This is a genomic window from Desemzia sp. FAM 23990 (assembly GCF_045528485.1).
Classification (GTDB): Bacteria; Bacillota; Bacilli; order Lactobacillales; family Carnobacteriaceae; genus Desemzia.
On the sequence record NZ_JBGQQW010000015.1, the window covers coordinates 12,618 to 32,649 of the forward strand.

At 37.7% G+C, this 20,032-nt stretch carries 16 protein-coding genes; 3 read left to right on the forward strand and 13 right to left on the reverse strand.

Going from position 1 to position 20,032, the window contains the following annotated elements:
* Positions 1–6: 6 nt before the first annotated feature.
* The 7 genes from ACEN4I_RS07345 to glpK all read right to left on the reverse strand — a co-directional run bounded on the left by ACEN4I_RS07345 (position 7) and on the right by glpK (position 9,808).
* Positions 7–1,881 (reverse strand): polysaccharide biosynthesis protein, encoded by a 1,875-nt coding sequence (locus ACEN4I_RS07345; protein ID WP_407127694.1) that lies wholly within the window; start codon positions 1,879–1,881, stop codon positions 7–9.
* Between the two features lie 126 nt (positions 1,882–2,007).
* The gene (locus ACEN4I_RS07350; RefSeq protein ID WP_407127686.1) at positions 2,008–2,712 is read right to left on the reverse strand and encodes a CpsD/CapB family tyrosine-protein kinase; all 705 of its coding nucleotides are present in this window, start codon (positions 2,710–2,712) and stop codon (positions 2,008–2,010) included.
* Positions 2,713–2,726: 14 nt separating this feature from the next.
* Complete coding sequence (locus ACEN4I_RS07355) at positions 2,727–3,467, reverse strand: YveK family protein (protein ID WP_407127688.1); 741 nt, start codon at positions 3,465–3,467, stop codon at positions 2,727–2,729.
* A 386-nt stretch (positions 3,468–3,853) separates the two neighbouring features.
* A complete protein-coding gene (locus ACEN4I_RS07360; RefSeq protein ID WP_087059323.1) occupies positions 3,854–5,155 on the reverse strand; it encodes an IS1380 family transposase in 1,302 nt (433 codons plus the stop codon).
* A 320-nt stretch (positions 5,156–5,475) separates the two neighbouring features.
* Complete coding sequence (locus ACEN4I_RS07365) at positions 5,476–6,192, reverse strand: MIP/aquaporin family protein (protein ID WP_407096250.1); 717 nt, start codon at positions 6,190–6,192, stop codon at positions 5,476–5,478.
* Positions 6,193–6,196: 4 nt separating this feature from the next.
* The gene (gene glpO, locus ACEN4I_RS07370) at positions 6,197–8,026 is read right to left on the reverse strand and encodes a type 1 glycerol-3-phosphate oxidase (RefSeq protein ID WP_407127690.1); all 1,830 of its coding nucleotides are present in this window, start codon (positions 8,024–8,026) and stop codon (positions 6,197–6,199) included.
* Between the two features lie 282 nt (positions 8,027–8,308).
* Positions 8,309–9,808 (reverse strand): glycerol kinase GlpK, encoded by a 1,500-nt coding sequence (gene glpK, locus ACEN4I_RS07375; RefSeq protein WP_407102404.1) that lies wholly within the window; start codon positions 9,806–9,808, stop codon positions 8,309–8,311.
* A gap of 464 nt (positions 9,809–10,272) precedes the next feature.
* Between glpK and ACEN4I_RS07380 the strand changes: the two genes are divergently transcribed.
* Positions 10,273–11,400: a Fic family protein gene (locus ACEN4I_RS07380; RefSeq protein ID WP_407102406.1), complete on the forward strand. Its 1,128-nt coding sequence runs from the start codon at positions 10,273–10,275 to the stop codon at positions 11,398–11,400.
* Positions 11,401–11,672: 272 nt separating this feature from the next.
* Positions 11,673–11,930, forward strand: coding sequence for a hypothetical protein (locus ACEN4I_RS07385; protein ID WP_407102407.1), 258 nt, complete (start codon positions 11,673–11,675; stop codon positions 11,928–11,930).
* A 294-nt stretch (positions 11,931–12,224) separates the two neighbouring features.
* On the opposite strand, the gene ACEN4I_RS07390 is transcribed toward ACEN4I_RS07385, so the two are convergent.
* From ACEN4I_RS07390 to ACEN4I_RS07415, 6 genes are all read right to left on the reverse strand, one after another.
* Positions 12,225–12,812 carry a hypothetical protein gene (locus tag ACEN4I_RS07390; protein WP_407102408.1) on the reverse strand — a complete coding sequence of 196 codons (588 nt, stop codon included), beginning with the start codon at positions 12,810–12,812 and terminating at the stop codon, positions 12,225–12,227.
* A 98-nt stretch (positions 12,813–12,910) separates the two neighbouring features.
* Positions 12,911–13,393 carry a hypothetical protein gene (locus tag ACEN4I_RS07395; RefSeq protein ID WP_407102409.1) on the reverse strand — a complete coding sequence of 161 codons (483 nt, stop codon included), beginning with the start codon at positions 13,391–13,393 and terminating at the stop codon, positions 12,911–12,913.
* Positions 13,394–13,910: 517 nt separating this feature from the next.
* Positions 13,911–14,228 (reverse strand): hypothetical protein, encoded by a 318-nt coding sequence (locus ACEN4I_RS07400; protein WP_407127692.1) that lies wholly within the window; start codon positions 14,226–14,228, stop codon positions 13,911–13,913.
* 217 nt (positions 14,229–14,445) lie between these two features.
* Entirely contained in the window at positions 14,446–15,915 is a 1,470-nt protein-coding gene (locus tag ACEN4I_RS07405) for a helix-turn-helix domain-containing protein (RefSeq protein WP_407102411.1), read from the reverse strand.
* Entirely contained in the window at positions 15,905–17,239 is a 1,335-nt protein-coding gene (locus ACEN4I_RS07410; protein ID WP_407102412.1) for an FAD-dependent oxidoreductase, read from the reverse strand. The genes ACEN4I_RS07405 and ACEN4I_RS07410 overlap by 11 nt, the downstream gene beginning before the upstream one ends.
* Before the next feature lie 1,068 nt (positions 17,240–18,307).
* A complete protein-coding gene (locus ACEN4I_RS07415) occupies positions 18,308–18,610 on the reverse strand; it encodes a hypothetical protein (protein ID WP_407102413.1) in 303 nt (100 codons plus the stop codon).
* 133 nt (positions 18,611–18,743) lie between these two features.
* On the opposite strand from ACEN4I_RS07415, the gene ACEN4I_RS07420 reads away from it, so the two are divergent.
* Complete coding sequence (locus ACEN4I_RS07420) at positions 18,744–19,646, forward strand: helix-turn-helix domain-containing protein (RefSeq protein ID WP_407102414.1); 903 nt, start codon at positions 18,744–18,746, stop codon at positions 19,644–19,646.
* The last annotated feature ends 386 nt before the right edge of the window (positions 19,647–20,032 follow it).

Genomic DNA, 20,032 nt, shown 5'->3' on the forward strand with positions numbered 1-20,032 from the left:
GAATTGTTAAACAAATACTAAATCTTCACTCGTTTCGCTTGAGTCCTTTAGCGCTTCTTCTTTCTCCATTGAATAACGTCCATTGGCAAAATCTACTAATTTCACTTTAAGTTGTTCATCATTATACTGTTCTAGACTGTGAACAAAATGCATCACTTCGGCTAAAGGTAAGTTATTTACTTTACCAACAAAAATTTTATCATAGACTTTTTGATCCGTGTGCTCACTACCGGCGAGAAGTTCTTCATACAATTTTTCACCTGGTCTGATACCAGCTTCTACAATAGGAATTTCCTTTTCTGTATAGCCGCTAAGCTTGATCATTTTTTTAGCTAGATTAATAATTTTGACCGGTTCGCCCATATCTAAAACAAAAATCTCTCCGCCTTTTGCTAGCGCTCCTGCTTGAAGCACCAAACGACTAGCTTCTGGAATCGTCATGAAGTAACGTGTCATTCTAGAGTCCGTAACGGTAATTGGTCCGCCGTTTTTAATTTGTTCTTTAAACAATGGGATGACACTTCCGCGGCTGCCTAATACATTTCCGAAACGAACCGCTACAAAGTTGGTTTTACCTTCTTCATTCAGTCCAGTAACAATCATTTCAGCAATTCGTTTAGTAGAACCCATTACATTAGGTGGGTTAACAGCTTTATCAGTAGAAACCATTACAAAACTGTTTACATTGGCTGCTTTAGCAGCTTCAGCCATATTTTTCGTTCCATAAATGTTATTCTTTACGGATTCTGTAGGATTGTATTCCATCAATGGAACATGTTTATGAGCGGCAGCATGGTAAACACGATCTGGTTTATACTGTTCCATTACTTTAAAAATCCGTTCACGATCTTGAATATCTGCTATGATGGGAATAATTTCTGTGTCGGTATGTAAATTCAATAGTTCTTTATGGATTAAATAAATGGAGTTTTCTCCATGACCTAATAATATAATACGTTTTGGTGAGAATCGGATAATTTGGCGACAGATTTCTGATCCAATTGAACCACCAGCTCCACTCACGAGAACAGTTTGACCAGACAGGTTTTCAGCTATAGTCTCCATATCTAATTTTACTTCTTCACGGCCTAATAAATCGACAACCTCAATTTCTTTAAACTTGTTAACTTCATACTTGCCTAAAACTACTTCTTCTACTGAAGGCATTTGATTCACTTTAGCGTTTGTTTTAGCACAAACTTCAACAATGTCATTCAAGTCTTGCGGCGAAAGTGAAGGAATAGCTACCGTAATTTGTTCGATTTCGTGAAGTTTGACCAGTTCTGGAATATCTTCTACCTTTCCAATAACTGGCACTCCATAAAGAGTCATACGCTCTTTGGCTGAATCATCATCTATTATTCCAATCAGTTCCACTTCAAAGTCATGTCGTTGCAGACTTTTGATAAACAAACTGCCACCTTGTCCTGCTCCTACAATCAAAGTTCGTACTTTTTGAGTGACTTCGCCATGAACAGACAGTTCTTTTAATTTTTGTTGATGTTCGTTATAAATCCGCCAAATAATCCGACTTCCTGGAATAAGTGCTACAGAAAATAGGTATGTCAATAACATGAAGCGAAGACTAATGGATTCTACGAACGGTACGGATATCAATGAAGCTACAAAAAAAGCTAACGTAACTGCTGCCATATGATTAAATGTTTCTCGAATACTCGTGTAGCGATTGATTTTGAAAAAAAGGTGGAAACGCAAGGCAAAGAACAAGTAAAACACCAAACTTAGACCGAGGGCAATCCAAAAATCTCTTGTTAATAACGAAATATAAGGTTCTAAAAATATGTAAGAAAGAATACTAGAAGCTAAGATAGCAAATGTATCAAACGCTAGCAGTACTCTCCGCTTCATTTTGCGATTTATCACTTAATCTCTCCTCCTCCGTATTTTATACTGAATATAAAACAAAAAATGAATCTGCAATTTTTAATCACCTGCTAAAAAGGTAGTGTGGATTCATTTTTTTGCCTCCTGTATGATAGTTGCTATCTATTCTTCTCCGTAATAGTAATAATAGCTATCACTTGCTTTTTCTACTCTGTTGAAAATAGCTCCTAAAACATTGGCATTCACCATTTCTAATAACTCTTTTGATTTAAGGACTTCTTCTTTAGTTGCTTGACCTTTTGGTAATACAAAAATGGTGCCGTCTGCTTTGCTAGCCATAACTTGCGCGTCGGTTACTGCAAGAACCTGAGGCATATCATAAACAATAAAATCAAACTCTTCTTCCAATGCTTTCATTAACTCGTCCATTCGCTTAGAGCCTAAGAGTTCAGCCGGATTCGGCGGTACAGCTCCACTTGTTAAGGTATATAAACCTTCAATGTTAGTGCGATAAACCATATCTTCAATTCTCGTCCCACGGTCTGTTAATAAGGTAGTTAGTCCATCATTGTTGCGGACACGGAATGTTTTGTGTACGGTCGGCTTACGCAAGTCAGCGTCTACTAAGAGTACTCTTTTGTCTTCTGAAGCAAACGTTGCGGCTAAATTAGCGGATATAATTGATTTCCCCGATCCCGGACCTGCTGAAGTAATGACTAAGCTTTTCAAGTTTTCATCTACCATTGAAAACTGGATATTTGTCCTAATAGTACGGAATTGCTCAGAGACAACTGAATTAGGTTTACTCGAAACAACTAAACCTGGACGTTCTTTTGTTGCTTGTGGTTTCTTTTTCATCCCAAACATTTCATATCCTCCTTCTATACACGGCTTCTTGCACTGCGCGTTTCTGTATTGCGCTGTGGTATTTGTTGTTCTGATTTCAACTCGTCTTCAGACATTTCAGAAACTTTCCCAAGATTTGTCCATCCCAGTTGTTCCGAGATGAATTTTTCATCTTTAACAGTTTTGTCTAAAAATTCAAAGACAAATGCTAAGCCGACTCCAACCATTGATCCCAATAAGAGTCCAATGACCAAGTTTAAAGGAGTGTTTGGTGAAACAGGACTTGTATTAGCAATTGCTTCAGAAATAATAGTTACATTATCTACGTTCATAATATTTCCAATTTCGTTTTGGAAAGTACTCGCCACAGAATTGGCAATTTCAGCCGCATCATAAGGACTTTCATCTGTTACTGTTAATGAAAAAACTTGTGAATTATCTTGTGTTATAATTTGGATTTTCTCTGCTAGTTCACCTTTAGTTAAGTTAGTCTTTAAATTTTGACTAACTTCGTCTAAGATAACCGGTCCTTTGATAATATCTTTATATGTATTAATCATTTGAACATTAGTATTAATGTCGTTTAACTGAATGCCTTCTGCAGATTCAGTGGTACGATTAACCAATATTTGCGTAGTCGCACTGTACTGTGGTGTGACAATAAAAAAAGTGAATACTGAAGCAATGATCAACCCGATTAGACCTAAGCTCACAATCATGCTCATTCGTTTTTTTATAACATCAAACAGCTCAACTAAACTAATTTCTTCTTCCATGATTTCCTCCTGAACGGCGATTAGCCAAAGTATAATTAAACATTATCAATTTTCTATACCAATTTTAATAACATTCTTTATCACTATAACACATTTTTCCTCCTACTTTATGTACAAAATGTTAAAATTACAGCTTTTTACATAGGCAGATTATCCCAGAAGATTATTCTTATATCAACTAGAATATACCTGAATCATTCATAGATTTTTATACAGGGACATTTTTATCAAAAAATTAGGCGAAACTGAAATGTTTCTTTCTTTTTTACAAATCGATTAGATTCCTTCCTAACGGAAGAAAAGAAAAGTTCATTTCTACTAAAAAAGAGCGCACTTTCCCCTTGTTTTTTTGAATAATTTTTAAAATTATCGATTTAACACTCGAATCATAGGTAAGTTAAATTCTGAAGAATCGTTTCAAACTCTTTGTCATACACATTTGCACAACTGAATTGGATTTGAACTCGACGAGCATGATGTGTCAGTCGAGAAGCAACCTTAATGAACCGAAAACGAATGGTATCGATAAGAGATTTTATTTCTGTTTTTGGAAATACTAAGTATTTCATTAACTGAATAAGATCATAAGCAATTCCGCTAATAGTCATCCGGATGGCATTCGTCAAAAACGCAGAACTATCTGTTTTATCAAAATAGAAGCCTGACTTGATTTCTTTAATAAAGTTTTCCATAGTCCCACGGTTTTGGTACATCTTAAACACTTGGTCATTGCGAATAACAGTAGAAAGATTAGTTGTCACAAATTCATGGCGAAAAAGCAATCCATCGCGTGTCGATTTTATCACTACTCTTTGAGGTTTCTTCCATGATTTTGCTTGATAATCGATGTTAAAGTACTGAACTTCTGTTTCTTCCCAATTCGTATCATCACCATAGGTGATCAGATGTTCTGCAATCGTTTGAAGTTTCGTATTAGCTTTTAGCCGGATCACAAATTGAACGGAGTAATCGTCTGCTAGTTCATAAACTTCAGGTGTGGCAAATCCGCTGTCTCCACGTACCAGAATATTTAACTCAGTTGTACGGTCTTTATAGGAATCTAGTAAATCACGGACAAAAGAACCGACACCTTTTGAGGTATATTGGTTTCCAGAACGCAGCTTAGCTCCAAGAAAAAGACCTGTAAGTCCATCAAAAGCAAGCAATGGATGGTAGCCAGTTGTCCCATAATGAGCATTATAATCAGTAGACTCTTGGTTACCAAATGTATCAGAATGAGTAGAATCTAAATCTAAAACCATTTCTTGTGTAGCTTGAGATTCATGAAACAGCTTGATTAAGGCTTGTGTCAAGTCATTCAATTCATCTAAATTTTTTTCTGTCGATTCTGAAAAGAACCGAGAGATAGTTGGCTGTGAACTGCCTTCTTGTTCATCTAAGATGAGCTTAAAAACGGGATCATGCCGCAAGGCATTGGCTGCGCTATCCGACTTATAACCTGAAATGAGTTGATACAGTACCTGAAGAAACGTTGTGTTCTTTGAATGGGTAAAGAATTTCCGCTTGTCTTCAAAATGCACATTTTTCTTCACTAATTTATTAAACTGAATTTTTTCGAGGAACTCACGAACCAAAATCAATCCGCCATGGGAAGATAGCTTTTCACTTTTTGAGGAAATTTGAACATTTTTATTGAAACTTAGTCGATTATCGCGTAAATTTGACATATAGAACACCTCTGTTTTGTATTTTCGTCAAATCTACATTAACAGAAAGGTGTTCTTTTTTCACGCACCAAATGGGTGAAAAAAGAAACTCTTTACAAATGTTGAAGAAATACGGTTTTAGAGCGCAAACTCATAAAGCTATGAATTATCTAGGAATATACGTTATTTTAAAAACATTTTGAATATTACTCAATTTTCAGTATATTGCATGCTGAAAATACACAAAATAGTATATAAAAATACAAAAGAACCACATACTTGCGCACTGATTATGCTCAAGTATGTGGTTCGTTTTAGTTCATCTAATTGCTATATTTCTTCTATAGAATAACCATATATAGTAAAGCAGCAACAACTGCTCCTAAGATTGGTCCTACTACTGGAATCCATGAGTAATCCCATTCAGATTTACCTTTGTTCGCGATTGGCAACAATTGATGTGCAATACGCGGACCTAAGTCACGTGCAGGGTTGATAGCGTATCCTGTTGATCCACCTAGAGATAGACCAATTGAAAGGATTAATACTCCAACTACTAATGGGTTTAAACCATCAGCAAAAGTGTTTTGTCCGAACATCATGATACCGAATACCAATACGAATGTACCGATCGTTTCTGTCAAGACGTTGCTGACGTTGTTACGGATAGCTGGACCTGTTGCAAAAGTTCCAAGAATGTAACCTTGATCTTCTGTTTCTTTGAAATGCGGTAAGTAGCTTAACCAAACTAAAGCTGCTCCTACGAAAGCTCCCACTAATTGTGCTAAAATAAACGGCACAACCAATGCCCAATCTAAATTACCAATAATTGCCATACCAACTGTTACAGCTGGGTTTAAGTGAGCTGGTCCCATAGTTCCTGAAACGTAAACAGCGATTGTTACGGCTGCTCCCCATCCAAGAGCAATAGCAACCCATCCTGCTGCCTCAGCTTTACTTTTTTTCAAGTTGACGGCCGCGCATACTCCGTCACCGAGTAAAACTAAGATCATGGTTCCTAAGAACTCACTAAAAATCTGTAGTGTATCTCCACTCATTACTTTACATCTCCTTTAAGTTTTTTAAATCAGACTCTGCAATAGCAGTGTTTAATTTTGTAGTGTAATCAGCTTTTGCTTCATCGGTCCAGCCATAGTAGCGAGCCATTTCTGCAATCACTGGTTCTAGTATACCATCTAATGTGTCGCGCATAAATAACATATGATTCGTACGACGGATTAGGAAGTCATTTGGCGTTAACGCCATCTCTTCGTTCATAGCGTAGCGTAAGCTAATTGTGTCTGCTAAAGTCAAACCTTCGATTTGTTCTACTTCGCCGATCAACGCATAAACTTTAGGAGCGTTTGAACCATATAAGTGAGCAAGGTAGATAGCTTCTGATTCGCTTAGGCCTTTTTCAACACCCATTTGCGCGAATTTTTCAGTTTCTTCTTCTACTTCTTGCGGGTTGATTTCTCCACCAGATACAGAGTATTTAGAAGAGTCGATCAATTCGTAAGATTCGTTGAACGTGTTGTTCAAGATTTCGATGACAGCTTTCATCGCGCCGATTGCCATTTTACGGTAGTCGGTCAATTTACCACCAGCTACTGTGATCAAACCATCTTCATCGATATCTAAAGCACTTCCGCGTGAAATTGCTGAAGGGTTGTCTTCTGATTCAGAGTTGGTTGTTTCGATGTTTTTCAAAGCGTCTTCTACTGTATAACGATCCACTTCACCTTTTTGGAATTGTTCTATAGTAGAGATTACTTTGTCAAAGCTTTCGTCTGAAATTGGTTGGCTGTTTCCGCCGTTGTAATCAGATCCGCCATTTGAAGAAATCAATGGACGTAATCCTGCCCAACTAGATTCAATATCTTCTAGTTTAATATCCGCTGATGGGTAACGGTTGTTGACAACTTCCAATAGGTAATCCACGTCTTCTTGCTCTACTGTCGGGTGTGCAAAGTCGCCCTTGTAGTCTGTGTCTGTCGTTCCAAAGTACGTTTTTTCTTCACGAGGAATCACGAACACCATACGGCCATCGTTTTTACCTGTATCGAAGTAAGTCGGTTGTGGAACTTGCAATTTGTCGCGGTCTACAACTAAGTGAACCCCTTTTGTTGGGCGCATTTGTGGTACAGCGTCTAATTTAGCATCCATTTGACGGATGGTATCCGACCAAGGACCAGTTGAGTTTAGAACTGTGCGAGCTTTGATGTCAAATGTTTCGCCAGTTAATAAGTCTTCAACTGTTGCACCAGAAACTTTGTTGTTTTCGTCATGTAAGATACCGACAACTTTCATGCGGCTGACCAGGTGTCCGCCGTCTGCAGCTGCGCGTTTGATGTTTTCGATGACTAAACGAGCATCGTTGTTACGGTAATCTAGGTAAACTCCAGCACCTAATAAGCCTTCGCTTTTCAGTTGTGGTAAACGTTCTAGAACTTCGTCTTTTGTTAATGTGTAGTTCGCGTATTTTGTTCCGGTAACGCCCGCTAATTGATCGTAAAGATCCATGGCTACTTTTAGAGAGAACATAGAGAAAGTTGAGCCTGGTTCGTCGTAGACCGGCAAAATCATTGGATCTGCTTTTGGAATGTGTGGTGCAATTCCTTGTACGACTGCACGTTCTTGAACGGTATCTGCTACAACTTCAACGTCGAAGTTTTTCAAGTAGCGCAATCCGCCGTGAACTAATTTAGTCGAGCGAGAAGAAGTTCCTTCTGCGAAATCTTGCATTTCCACAAGACCTGTTTTAAGGCCTGAAGCGCTGGCTTGTAATGCAGTACCAGCACCTGTAATTCCTCCACCGATAATTAAGACGTCCAATGTTTCTTCTTTTAATGCTTTGATATCTTGTTTTCTTCGTTCAATTGAAAAAACCATGATTCTTCCTCCTTTATTTAGTGCGTGGTTTTGAAACGAGCTGCACGTAGCAGCCTACGCGTCTATAAGCTAATTCCAACTGTCAGGTAAAGTGCACCTGCCTGTTGGAATTTTCTTATAGCCGGTAGGCTAAACGCTACGTTCCGCTCTCTGATCTTAAACGAGTTGCGCTGAGCAGGTTTCCTACGATTTCGTTTTAACTGGTTATTGGCAAAGAACGCCAATTACCAGTTAAAAACGAACTCTACGGAACCCTAAACGCTCAGCTCCACTCTCTGCTCTCTATGGTTTGAACACTTGTGTTGCTTTTACGGCTAGTTTCCAGTTTTCGTATAATTTTTCGCGTTCTTCGTCGGACATTTGCGGTTCGAATGTGCCGCCTTCTTCGTACATGTCTTTGATTTCGTCGATGCTGTCCCAGAATCCAACAGCTAGTCCTGCCATGTAAGCAACGCCTAATGCAGTTGTTTCTAGGTTGTGTGCGCGTTGTACTTTTGTTCCGATGATGTCAGCTTGGAATTGCAACAACCAGTCGTTGTTAGCTGCTCCGCCGTCCACTTTCAATAATGGGATTTCGATATTTGCATCTAGTTTCATTGTATCAATAACGTCGCGTGCTTGGTAAGCAATTGCTTGAAGCGTTGCTTTAACGAAGTCTTCTCTGCTGGTTCCGCGAGTCAATCCGAATACAGCTCCGCGTGCGTCAGAATCCCAGTAAGGTGCGCCTAATCCAGTAAAGGCTGGTACAACGAACACTTCATTTTCGTTGTCTGATGCTTTTGCCAATGCTTCTGAATCTGAAGAATTTTCCAGCATTTTCAATCCGTCACGCAACCATTGGATAGCCGAACCTGCAACAAAGATACTACCTTCTAATGCATAGTAAACTTTTCCGTTGATTCCATAACCAATTGTTGTTAACAAGTTATTGTTTGATAATTGCGGTGTTTCTCCAGTGTTCATCACGATAAATGAACCTGTACCGTAAGTATTTTTCACCATACCTGGTTCAAAAGCCATTTGGCCAAATAAAGCTGCTTGTTGATCTCCAGCCATTCCTGCGATCGGAGTAGAAGCTCCATAGAAGTGGTAGTTCGTTGTGCGACCATAAATTTCTGAGTTAGATTTCACTTCTGGCATCATAGCGCGTGGGATATTCAACAAATCTAAGATCTCTTGATCCCATTCTAGATTGTGGATATTGTACAACATCGTACGACTAGCATTTGAGTAATCCGTTACAAATGATTCACCGCCAGTTAATTTCCACACTAACCAAGTGTCGACAGTACCGAATAATAATTCGCCTTTTTCAGCGCGTTCTTGAGCACCTTCAACGTGGTCTAAGATCCAACGAATTTTAGTTGCAGAGAAATAAGAATCAATGATCAAACCAGTTTTTGCGTGGATCATTTCAGAATGTCCTTCTTCTGCCAATTTGGCTGCGATCGGTGCAGATTGGCGTGATTGCCATACTACTGCGTTATAGATCGGACGACCTGTTTTTTTATCCCAAACAATTGTTGTTTCACGTTGGTTCGTAATTCCGATAGCAGCGATCTCAGCTGGTTTGATACCGGATTCAATAAATGCTCCTGCAATGACAGATTGTACAGAGTTCCAGATTTCATTCGGATTATGCTCTACCCAACCGCTTTCAGGAAAAATTTGTGTGAATTCTTTTTGTGAGCTTCCAACATTGTTGGCTTCTTTGTCAAAAATAATTGCTCTTGAGCTAGTTGTTCCTTGGTCAATCGACATAATATATTTTTTCTCAGTCATGTTGTTTTTCCTCCTTGAATGTGCAAACGTTTCCTACTTGATGTTCTAATTGTAATACGTTTTCACACAAAAAAAATGTCATGTTTTTGGACGATTGTTTAAAAAAATGGCATTTTTGGATACCCTTACAAGATTGATCCGGTTTGGTATAGGTGCTTAAATACTGGTTTTTGGTGCAGTATGAAGGTCTCTTGTATTTTGAGTTTTAAAATTGGTATTCTGCAACTTTGCTGGAGTTGGAATGTCATTTTTTTTACTCGTCTATTACTTTTGTGAAACCGATAGGTTTCTTCATTTTTATAGGAGATACTTAATCATGGAGAGCTAATTAAAATCATATAGTTAAATATTACTATTTAAGTTTCTTATAGATGCATTTTTAACATCTATATGTTTTTTTATGTTGAGTTTTATCAAATAGAATGTAATAATATACTAAATTAGACATAAAGGGGACAACCAAAATGGTTTTAAAAGGAATTGATTTGTTACCTCCAGTTGTAAGTACCAAACAAGCTTTATCCTTGTATAAAAAAGTAGCACAAATAAAAACATCCATTGGAAAACTAAATTCCGAACTTGACCATTCAATTGTAAATGATCAATTAATCCAAATTCTTTCTTTAAGAGAATCGGTTCAGTCTACAAGAATAGAAGGAACACAAGTTACTTTTGCTGATATGATAGATGAAGCAACTAAAAGAAATAAAAGTAGTGAAGTTACTGAAGTGGAAAATTACCAGAAAGCTTTAGCAATAGGGATAGAGCGCATCCATAATGGATATCCTATTTCTACTAGATTAATACTAGAGTTACACAAAATTTTAATGGAGAATGAAACGCGTGGAACCACGTCCTCCTCTGGAGAATTTAGAAAAATCCAAAACTTTATTGGTCCAACAAACCGGATAGAAGATGCAGTATATATACCTGTTGATGCCAACTTAATTGGGAATTATATGACAAACTGGGAGTACTATGTAAACTCGACCACTCATTCTTCATTTAATAAAGAGATTGATGAGAATACCCAACATTTGTTAGATGAGAATACAGATCCATTAATTAAAACTGCTATATTACATGCTCAATTCGAGTCTATCCATCCTTTTTTAGACGGAAATGGAAGATTGGGAAGAATCTTAATTGTTTTAAGTACGATGCAAGATGGATTAATTGAAAAACCCGTTTTTTTTGTCAGTGAAGAATTGGAAAAAGAAAGAATTAGATATTACAACAAATTGAATGGCGTAAGAGGAGAGGATCCAGAGTGGTTTGAATGGATTGATTTCTTTTTGGATGCTTGTCAAAGAATGTCAGATAATATGCTAAATAAGTTAGAAAATATCAACGATTTAGCGACACATGGATTAAAGTCTATAAATAGAGAAGGTCACATTAATAACATTTGGTTTAGCACTTTTAATCAGCCGTTTGTAACTGTTCAAGAAGTAGCAACTAAATTAAACATCAGCGTAGCTACAGCTAGAAAAGGTTTAAACACTCTTGCAGATTTAAAATTACTCGATTTTGATAAATCAAAGACCAAAAATAGAGTCTACGTGAACTACGATTTAATTAATTTATTATAGATATAAATAGGAGCCAGTTTAGCCTGAGCTCCTTTTTATATTTTCTGTGGGTAAAAACCCATAATCATAGTCAACTTCCTAACTTAGAGAATTATATTTCCTTAGTTGGAGTTGATACTGTGTAAACGTATCGGGTAAGGAAGACTATCTATTATTTTATTGCTATGTTGTTAATGCGCAGTTTGGTTCTGCTCAATAAACAAACCTACTTTTCTCTGAGAAATATTTTTCTAATATCACTTGTATTACTTGGAAAGTGAGATAATTTAAAAATGAGCGAAGTGTCATTAAACTACGTTATTACTTTAACTGCTGTTGAAGACCCAGAAGGTCTTTCGTTACAAGTAAACGGTAACTTTGAAAGAGAACACAACATTCTTGCTACCACCAGTACAGACGATAAATTCCAAAGGTTATCCATTTACAAAAAAGGAGTTATTATATCTGAAGAAGTCTATAATAATGCGTGCGTATTCCGCTTTAACGTTCCGTTTACCCAGGAATTAAAGGTTGTTACTCTAGATAACTAATTGAAAATCCACTTTGGCGATGAAAAAAATGTTATCAAATTGGAATTTTTATAATTCGTAGTTTGATTCTCTATTCAATTTTTATATTTTTATCAATGTAAAGAAGCTGATAATGTACCCTTAAAATTCTATTCAACTTCCTCGTCTACCCATAGTTGTGGTTTGTCTCTCTCCACACCGATAAAACCATACTTATTCAAATAAATCATCACTATTAACAGTACTCAGAGCTGATTCTTCTGTTTAGCTATGATAATTGCCTCTTTTAATAGCTCACATTCTACATAGTCTAGTTTAGCGATAAAAATCATCATTGATCACCTCATATTTTTCAATACTCTCTTTGAGTTGCAATATGCTTTTGTAAAGATTTTCTATATTAGCTCCCTCACCATAGAAATAAAATGTCTTTGAGTATTGGTCATAATGCCTTAGGTTTTTTTGCTTAGAAACATCATATATATCATCACCAAAACTAATCATCCCTTTAACGGGACCAAAATTTTTATTCATAATGATGGTCTGAGGAACTACGGTAAAATCTTCTAACTTCTCATCTATATGCTCTAGAGCATTTCTTAAAAATCTCTTTTCCAACAACGAATTATCATTAACACCTAATTCTTCTCTCAATGCTTTTCTTTCATTCTTTCTAATTCTATTTTTATTTTGGTCCTTACCATTTATCCCCCATAAAATTTTTGAAATGTTGCCACTATAAACAATCAAACTTTGAGCGTAGTACCAAAATTTTTCCGAGTCTAATTTTTGTCCACTATCCATTAAATTAAGGTATTCATTCACGCCTTCCACAGAATATAAAGCGAAATTAATCTGAGTTTTTAATTCATCTATATATAATTCTTTTCTTTTTTTATTCATTATAAAAACCTCCAATTTTTATACTAAGTATAATCAAAAAATGGAGGTTGTTGTTACTTTAATTATTTGCTTACCGCACAATTTGGTTCTACCCTCATTTATGAATTGAAGATATACTCCATACTAGCTAATATTTCTCTAACCAATTTCGCATTAATGCTTATATATCGATTTTCCTCAGCGTATTTAATCCATTCCATCAAATCAAAAGTATGGGCATTTAAATTGATTAGACTATCAACTTCTTTGTCATTTTGCACATAAAGATGAAAAAGACTTTCAATTTCCTTTTCTAATAACATTACACTACTCTTAAACCACTTTAAGTTAATCTTTTCTTGGTTCTCGCTTTTCTCATGACTTTTTAAAATTATTTGCTCAATCACTCTTAACTTAGAATTAATTATTCTTTTCAATTCTCTTTTCTTACTGTATTTTTCATACATGTAGAATATAATACTACCAATCACACTACCAACTAAAGTTATAGCTCCACCAATCAAAAGACTCCAAAGCGTAGTTAAATCACTTCCTTGTAAACTTTCTATAGTCTCAATTAATCCGTCATGCTGTTCTGTCATTAGTAATCATTTCCTCCATTTGTTATTTATATTGTTTTAACAACTTTCAGAATTTATATCTTATCTATATTTTTTTTATCGGTATAAATAGCTATAGAATTCTTCTGTCCATAATAGTATATCAAATGGATTCATGCTATCTTAGCTTTTTTCACAAGAGCGCTTATACAATGTTTCTAAATGTTTTCAATAAAATCAACAACTTTATCATTATTAAACTCATGAAAACTAATGCTAGGATGCAGACCACCCGGACCAATTGTCCCCCTAATTGACATTAGTTAAACCTGTTTCTTTGTAAACTAAAGGTTGATACCAGTTTCTGGCAGTAATGGAATCACCAAGAGAATTTCGAATTTTACTTTCCCATCTTCTTTTTTATTTAGGGATTAAATCCTTAACTGTTTCTTCGAAGTCTCTTCGAATAGAATTGTCTATAACTTCATAATTTATAGCGATATCAGCATTTCTGGCAGTATAAAGCGTGCCGGTAAAGTCTTTCTTTCCTAAAGTATAACTAGGGATACTTAATAGTTCTCAGTTTTAAAATAGTCGTTATAGGTATATCCAGATGGAGTTTCCTCTCTTCTGTACCCATGATTCCAATATATTGACTTCTACTTCCATCTGAAGTTAATGAGGTCTCAATTTCATTGATTCTTACTTTTGCAGTAACTCGTTCAGAAGCAATAGTGTATGGAGAGAAATCTTTTATAGCTGGCAGATGGCCTAAACTATCCCCTTTTATTTCCTTGGACAAACTTTGAAATAGATTTTCACTTGTATTTATGGCTTTAACATTCCCTTCTCCTGAATCCATTCCTAATATGACCAACCGAGTTTCTTCGTTAAATGTATTTAAATTCGCCCATTCCGTTTCAGTTTTTCTGGGAGTTTGTACCTACTGTCAGTTAATATTCTAGTAACAAAGTCTTATATTTATACATAACTTGGACTAAAGAATTCCATTCTCTTTAGTTTATTCAACTATTATTTTTTCCTCTTCCAGAAGTAGCAAAAAAGATGCCTCCCTATAGTAGGAAGTGCATCTTTTATTGATTAAGCGTCTGCAAGATTTCTTGTATGTTCTTCTGATCAAACGGTGACAATATCTCAGATAGTACATAGACCTTGGCTTTACCGTAACGGTCTTTGTGGTTTTGCGGAACGTTGGTCAGGATCAGGTCGTAGTCTTTTTTTGGATCGTATTTTTCAATGTGTGTACCGTTGATGTGTTTCATGTTCATCACGAGCAGCTGGTTCAGGGCTTTCGTGTAGATGCTTTCCATTTTCAAGTCGATCCCGATTTGCAGGATAGTCGCTGTTTGGAAAGTGACGATGGCTAGGAGACTGACGTATTTTAACAACTCCATTTTTAATAGCGTGTCGCCGTCTGTTTCTTCGATGTTTAATTTGCCTATGCTGATGTCGCGTAATTGTTTGGCGAAGGACAACAGGTCTTTGCCGGTGAACTTTTTCTCTTTGGCTAGGATGGCGTCGTAGTCGTAGATTTCGATGTCTCCTTTGAAAAAGTACATTCGGGTATGGATTTGCGAGAGGAAATAGTACATCTCCCGCTCCAACATGTAAGGCAATTTGCGCAAATTGTATTGGATGATGATTGTCTCCACGATATAGGTATCCAGAGCAGCTGTCGGCGTCCTTCTGCCGCGAAGGAGCGTGTATTCGTGGAAGTCGTTTTCAGATAGGATTGGGAAGGCCAGCAGAAAAATGAAGTGCATCATTCCTTCTTCTTCATCGACTTCAATCGAATAGCGGCTGAAGAAGCGCAGTACCATCGTGCGGACTTTGTGGTACATCGGATCTTCGTGGTAGGGTTCCATTTGCTGGTGTAAAAATTTGTAGACTTTAGATCGGCTGTTGACGCGGTTCTTGCTGATATGGAACCAGACTCCGATGCGTTGTTTGCTTTCGGAATCAAAGGTGGCTTGCAGGAAATTTTCCATCGCTTGGGTCATGCGCTCGACTTGGTCGTCATTTTTTTGGCTGGCCAGAGCACTTTTGTCAGCGATGTACCAATAAAATTGGTAGTAGAAATAACGGATCTGCAGCTCTTCTCCTTGCAAGCGGCCGTTGCGGATCTTGATTTGAAATTCTTTCAAGTAGCTGTTCAGCTCTTTGATTTTGCGGAACAAAGAAGACTCACTGACCGTCAATTTTTGAGCTAATTGAGTGATCGTAAATTCTTGGTGTTCGTATAAATAGCTGATAATGCTTACTTTGATCGATTGCCTGAGGTAGTGCTGGTAAATTTGCTCCAAGGAAAATTCATGCCCCATAAACAAAGAGATCATATGTCCGTCGTAATCAATGCGTACATTTGACGAAATCGACTGAAAGCGGAATGTGATGGCTTCTAGGTCCTTATCCAGTGATGCTTTGGAGATGTCTAGATGGTCAATCATCTCTGTATACCCCACTTGCCCTCCGCTTAAGACGAGTTTTTGAAAAATAGTGATTTCTCTGATTTCGTGCTTTTCTAAGAAATTTTCAATCTTCATATGCATCACACCTTACGTCAGGCCAAGGGACTAAGTTCGTTGTTTCAACAAGGTTGGTGTAGACCGGGTGGAAAAAGAAATCTTTCTGCATCAAGTCTTCTAACGTTTGGTTGGTTTGAATAGCTAGAGCGAGTGTGTTGATCTTGTCTAATATATTGGCTTTGGAAAGCAGCTGAGCTCCTAATAAAACGCGGCTTTCTTTGTCGTAGATAAATTTGACGGTAGCCGTTTCAGCTGTCGGCAAGCTGTTCAGCTTAACCTTTTGGCAAACTGCGCTGACCGGATGGGTATAAAACAAACTTTCTTCTTCGGTCATCCCGGTGCTGGCGATGTAATAGCCGAAAGCAGTCGTCCCGATCGTGCGCAATGAACCTTTGAACGGCAATACCGGCTCAACAAGATTGGCCGCAGCAACCATTCCTGTACGGATAGCATTGTTGATCAGCGGAATATAGAACGTATCTTTGTCGGCTCCAAACTGCAATTGGATACAATCCCCGACGGCAAAGACATCTTTTTCAGACGTCCGCAGGTATTGGTCTACTTTGATTGTATGATCGGTGTGCAATTTGATTTGGTCGCCTAAGAACCTTAAGTCTGGTCGAACATTTACCGCTAATATAGCCGTGTCGCTGACGATGGATTCATTCAGCAAATGTGCCACCACCGTTTCGTCCGTTTCTTCTACACTGGAGACGGTCTGATTGAGGTGCAAGTTGACGCCGGATTTTTTCATCGCTGCTTGCAGTGGCTCGATCATTTCTTTGTCAAAATATTTGAACAAGACATAATCCATGTTTTCGACCAACGTGACTTGTTTCCCATTTTTTTGCAGCAGATCCGCTGCTTCCACCCCGATTTGTCCGCCGCCGATGACGGTAACTTGCTGGCTGCCCTTTAGCTTTTCGAGGGCGTCTGCTGCTTCATGGAATCGTTTGTATTTCAAGACTCGTGTAGTGTCGCAGCCCGAAATCTTTTGCGATAGCTGACTGGAACCGGTGGCGATGATCAATTTGTCGTATCCTAAGGTCTCTGCTCCGTTGGGACTGCGGTACGAGATTTGTTTTTGACCGGTATCGACTCTCTCGACTTCTGAAGATAAATGCAGTTGAATGCGCTGTTTCTGCAGTTGTTCGGCCGTAATAAAATAAGCCTCTTCTAAAGAAGCGATTTTCTTGTCCAAATACAGGTGCAATCCATTTGGGATGTACCCCAGTTTCGATTGCTTTTCCAACAGAAAAATCTCCGCTTGCTTAAATTTCTTCCGCACCTCTAACGCTGCAGCGACCCCAGCAAAAGAGGCACCAATAATGGCTACTCTCATATCGATACTCCTCTAGTTGTTTTCTTAACTGTAGTATAGCACTTTACAAGAGCGCGGGGCAAAACAGAGCGTAAAGTTGAAGTGAGGCGTGTTTAGCGTTTCTTTTCAAATGCTCTGTATGATTGTGGGCGGTTTGTGCTTGATTACTTGACTTGTGGGCATCAAAATAGTGGCGGTAAGTCAGATAACTCTGTTTATCCTGACTTGTGGCGCTAAAAATTAAGTGCACAAGTCAGGTTTTATCCTTTTATCTGACTTGTGAGCATCAACATGCTTGTCACAAGTCAGATAAAAGGCTGTTTACCTCTCGCTATGTTTCCCATCAGTTTCATACCTGCACAATCTCAATACCTTTTTATTAAGAAATTTTTCGCAGTGCGAAAAATCTCCTTTTTAAAAGGACCTAAGTGTTTGCACAACGATTTATCCTATGTTCCCTGACCTGTGGGCATTAAAATACTGGCGGCAAGTCAGATAAATCCGTTTATCCTGACTCGTGGAGATAAAATTTAAGTGCACAAGTCAGGTTTTATCCTTTTATCTGACTTGTGAGCATCAAAATACCCGCCTCAAGTCAGATACAGGCTGTTTACCTCTCGCTATGTTTCCCATCAGTTTCATACCTGCACAATCTCAATAACTTTTTATTAAGAAATTTTTCGCAGTGCGAAAAATCTCCTTTTTAAAAGGATCTGAGTGCTTACACAATGATTTATTTCCTGTTTACTGACTTATGGGCGTCAAAATAGTGGCGGTAAGTCAGATAACTCTGTTTATCCTGACTTGTGGAGCTAAAAATCAAGAACACAAGTCAGGTTTTATCCTTTTATCTGACTTGTGAGCATCAGAATACTCGCCTTAAGTCAGATATAGACTGCCTACCTGCGCTAGTCTAAGAGCTTTTTAATGGGAGTGTGAGCTCTGCCTTTCACAACGCATTTTTTAAAAAAGGAGCCGCGACTTTTGTCGCAGCTCCAGCATGACTCAATTTGTTCAAAAACAGCTCCATAGAGGAACAAAACTTTGGCTAATAGATATTTTTTTTTGTGACTTTCGGGTAAAATAAGCTTAAATCGGTTCGAGTGATACATTTAGCGGAATGGTGCGGATAAGGCGTTCAACACTATTGGTCGTTACAATAAAATCAATTTCCTTAGTATTCCAACTCAGCAAGTCATAGATGGAATATCCATTCTTGCGCAATACCCCATCTAAAGGACAGTCAACTTCACCGTCTGCATTGATGAGTACATCGGTATTGTCTATTTTTAACTGCACGATCTTATCTTTTGCTTTTACTACATACGAGTACTTTTTGGCGGAGTCGTGCTCGGTTTTTCCTAAAAGATTTTCCGTTGTAATACGCGTCACCTGCTTTCTTATACGTAACTTACGAGTCAGCTGCTCTTCTGACTAAGTATCATTGTAACTAGTATAACGAGTTCTAATCGTTTCTGTTGGAAAAGTTATCATAATAACAGTACTATTTAAGGAGTTTTGTCACATGTCACTCACATCTTTTTCTATTGGTGCAACACTGAAAAAAATCAGGGAGAACAAAGGCTACACGCAAAAAGAAATTTCAGACGATACCATGGCTCGTTCCACTTATACTAAATTTGAACGGAATGACATCACTCCGACGCTTTCAAAGTATATGGCTATTTTGGACCACATGGATATGTCGCATGAAGAATTTATTTACATTTTAAATGAATACGAATTAGGGCAAAAAGAAACCATTCTTTATTTGTTTAGAAAAATCGAAAAAAATCCTAACAGCGCATTGATCGATGAGATTATTGAAAAAGGCGAAGCGTTGGTCCAAGAACGGTACGACCAATTAATACTGGATATTCTGAATGCCTGCCGGGGCTACAAGATCATCCTGGAAGAACAAGATTTAACGAAAGCAAAAGTCTACGCTCAAAAGGTCTGGGACCGGTTGGAAACGTTAGATAACTGGTATTTGGCAGAAATGCGGATCCTCAATAGTATTTTGTACTTATTTGATAGTGAAACAGCTGCATCTCTGACTAATCGAGCTCTTGCCAATTTAGACTGTTATCCCCACCTTGAAGAAGCAGCCTCATTAAAAATCAGCTTTTTGCTGCATGTGACCAATTTGCTGATGGTGGACAAAAATTACGAACAAGCGCTGTTCTACGTTAAGCAAATGGAAGGTACTGCTCAAAGTACGGAACATCCCATCATGTGGGCAACCGCGTTGATCCGCAAAGAAGTCTGTATGACAAAACTTGGCGATACAACGGAATTAAGACTCATTGAAAAAGCTAAGCGTGTGTTTGACAGTTTAGACAAACCGACATTAACAGAGTGGGCTGAAAACGACCCCGAGAACTTCTACAATTTGTATGCAAAAAAACAAACGAAACTACTAAAGTAAAAGGAGCTGTCTCAAAAATCGAGTATGTTTACTCGATTTTGAAGCAGCTTCTTTTTTATTGAATGAGCAATCCAGCCGCTTACCTTGTAAGAGCCATCTGGTGCTTTTTTTACCCTCGGATGGACGCTATTTGCCTAGTAAACCCATCCAGACGTTATCTTTAACTGCTTTTTTCTCTATAAAATCTAAAAAAAGCCTGTCTCATTTTATGTTGAGACAGGCCTTTGAATGTGACGATTCCTGCGATAACTGAGGACCAGGATATATTTTATCTTGTTTCTTTTTTATCCTCCACAACGAGATGTCTCGATCCTTTGCGATTCTTATCTTGCTTTATCTCTGTTCAGTTATTGAATTTAGAGACATTCACAAAGAACATACTTATA

Bases quoted from the DNA above. Each gene is read 5' to 3' on its own strand.
- ACEN4I_RS07420 (WP_407102414.1), top strand. From the start codon at position 18,744: ATGTCACTCACATCTTTTTCTATTGGTGCAACACTGAAAAAAATCAGG.
- ACEN4I_RS07395 (WP_407102409.1), bottom strand. From the start codon at position 13,393: ATGACAGAACAGCATGACGGATTAATTGAGACTATAGAAAGTTTACAA.
- ACEN4I_RS07405 (WP_407102411.1), bottom strand. From the start codon at position 15,915: ATGAAGATTGAAAATTTCTTAGAAAAGCACGAAATCAGAGAAATCACT.
- ACEN4I_RS07385 (WP_407102407.1), top strand. From the start codon at position 11,673: ATGAGCGAAGTGTCATTAAACTACGTTATTACTTTAACTGCTGTTGAA.
- glpO (WP_407127690.1), bottom strand. From the start codon at position 8,026: ATGGTTTTTTCAATTGAACGAAGAAAACAAGATATCAAAGCATTAAAA.
- ACEN4I_RS07350 (WP_407127686.1), bottom strand. From the start codon at position 2,712: ATGTTTGGGATGAAAAAGAAACCACAAGCAACAAAAGAACGTCCAGGT.
- glpK (WP_407102404.1), bottom strand. From the start codon at position 9,808: ATGACTGAGAAAAAATATATTATGTCGATTGACCAAGGAACAACTAGC.
- ACEN4I_RS07380 (WP_407102406.1), top strand. From the start codon at position 10,273: ATGGTTTTAAAAGGAATTGATTTGTTACCTCCAGTTGTAAGTACCAAA.
- ACEN4I_RS07355 (WP_407127688.1), bottom strand. From the start codon at position 3,467: ATGGAAGAAGAAATTAGTTTAGTTGAGCTGTTTGATGTTATAAAAAAA.
- ACEN4I_RS07360 (WP_087059323.1), bottom strand. From the start codon at position 5,155: ATGTCAAATTTACGCGATAATCGACTAAGTTTCAATAAAAATGTTCAA.
- ACEN4I_RS07390 (WP_407102408.1), bottom strand. From the start codon at position 12,812: ATGAATAAAAAAAGAAAAGAATTATATATAGATGAATTAAAAACTCAG.
- ACEN4I_RS07410 (WP_407102412.1), bottom strand. From the start codon at position 17,239: ATGAGAGTAGCCATTATTGGTGCCTCTTTTGCTGGGGTCGCTGCAGCG.
- ACEN4I_RS07365 (WP_407096250.1), bottom strand. From the start codon at position 6,192: ATGAGTGGAGATACACTACAGATTTTTAGTGAGTTCTTAGGAACCATG.